The sequence below is a fragment of the Microcystis sp. LE19-41.2A genome (assembly GCF_027530405.1).
Taxonomy (GTDB): Bacteria; Cyanobacteriota; Cyanobacteriia; order Cyanobacteriales; family Microcystaceae; genus Microcystis; species Microcystis aeruginosa.
This window is the reverse complement of record NZ_JAPZQJ010000036.1, coordinates 1-1,379: the sequence shown is the minus strand read 5'-3', so window position 1 is coordinate 1,379 and position 1,379 is coordinate 1. Positions and strand designations below refer to the sequence as shown.

The 1,379-nt window shown below is 44.1% G+C and carries 2 protein-coding genes and 1 pseudogene; 2 read left to right on the top strand and 1 reads right to left on the bottom strand.

The window, feature by feature from the left end:
* Window positions 1-134 (top strand): annotated as a pseudogene (locus O9290_RS01835) (IS630 family transposase); the annotation flags it as partial.
* A gap of 5 nt (window positions 135-139) precedes the next feature.
* Window positions 140-352 carry an Rpn/YhgA-type helix-turn-helix domain-containing protein gene (locus O9290_RS01830; RefSeq protein WP_288058714.1) on the top strand — a complete coding sequence of 71 codons (213 nt, stop codon included), beginning with the start codon at window positions 140-142 and terminating at the stop codon, window positions 350-352.
* A gap of 65 nt (window positions 353-417) precedes the next feature.
* Here O9290_RS01830 and O9290_RS01825 read toward each other — a convergent pair whose 3' ends face one another.
* Complete coding sequence (locus O9290_RS01825) at window positions 418-1,107, bottom strand: hypothetical protein (protein ID WP_002762047.1); 690 nt, start codon at window positions 1,105-1,107, stop codon at window positions 418-420.
* Window positions 1,108-1,379 lie beyond the last annotated feature (272 nt).

Genomic DNA, 1,379 nt, shown 5'->3' with positions numbered 1-1,379 from the left:
AAAACTTTTCTGACTTTTCTTCAGCCATTTATGAATGTTTGAATGATGCCCATTTGAAACATAAAAAAGAACTGGATTCCTTGCTGACTCTACGATTTCAGAAGTTTAATAAATCTCAGATTATGAACGTCTAAAGTATATGTTTAGTTTAAGTGATCTAAGAGAAACTAAAGTCTATCAGGAAGCTTTAGAGGAAGGCGAGGAAAAGGGACTACAAAAAGGTAAGGAAGAAAAAGCTCGACAAATTGCCCTAAAAATGCTATCTGCTGGTTTTTCTATCTCAGAAATCGCCCGATTTACCGATTTATCCCCCGACGCGATCGAGGAATTACAAAGGCAGCAGCACAATTAAAGCTTTTAACCGCAAAGGGTGGGAAATTAGGGAAATTTTAGACCGTCTCCCCACCCCAAGCGCGATTAACGACGTTTAGCGAGGCGACGCACCACTAAACCACTCCCTAAGAACACCAGTCCTGTGATCATACCAGGTTCAGGAACTGCGACGGGAACAGAGGCAACAGAGGCAAAAGAAGCGCTATCGATCTGGAAGATATCGAGATCATTTGTATTAGTTCCAAAGACGATCGATCTGAAGTTTGCGTTACCAATAATGCCCAGAAAGCCGTTTGCTCCGCCGATACTGTTATTCACAAGCAGAGTTTGGTTTCCTGTACCATCGAAATTTCCCGTTAGGTTTAGCTGGTTAGGGTTAGTATTTAGAAAATCCGCTCCGAAGGCAAACACAGGTGAGGGAAAAGTCCAAGTGATAGTTGTGGAAGCGCTACTCGCATCTCCATCAGTGGAATTGAGGAAAAGTCCTCCACTAACGCTATTATCCTCAAACGCAACTGCGGGTGGAAAGGAATTCGCCGAAACGATGCCCGAATCCAGTGTTATTGTTTGAGCAGAGGCGATGTTGTTGCTAAAAGTATCGGTGGTGGTGACACTGCCAGCGATGGCATCGACGGCAGCTTGCCAAGCGGTGCGATTAGTGAAAATAGTGAAAGCTTCGGCGGAAGATACCGAACTCAGCACAAGGGTAGTGGTAAAAACCGTGGCTAGGGAAAAGGATTTCAGCCGAGCCTTTGATAAGCTCTGCTTCTCCACCCCCCGTGATTGATAAGTTTAGATAATGACATAAGACTTCAGAAAATTTAACTGTTTGTAACCTACTCCTTCCTCTAGTAATTGTCAAGGACTTTTTCCAAAGGTGTGAGATTTTTGGGGCAAAAATTCACTAATTAGGGGCTGCTGAAAAAGTTTTTCGTGGGGGCAGGGTGTGGGGTGTGGGGTGTGGGGTGTGGGGTTTTACCCATTTTCAGGTGGTCAATTACCTAATTTTCAGGGAAAAAATCCCTAAATTTTCCCCCCAATCACTC

Coding starts and splice junctions, on each gene's coding strand:
- O9290_RS01830 (WP_288058714.1), top strand. CDS start 140: ATGTTTAGTTTAAGTGATCTAAGAGAAACTAAAGTCTATCAGGAAGCT.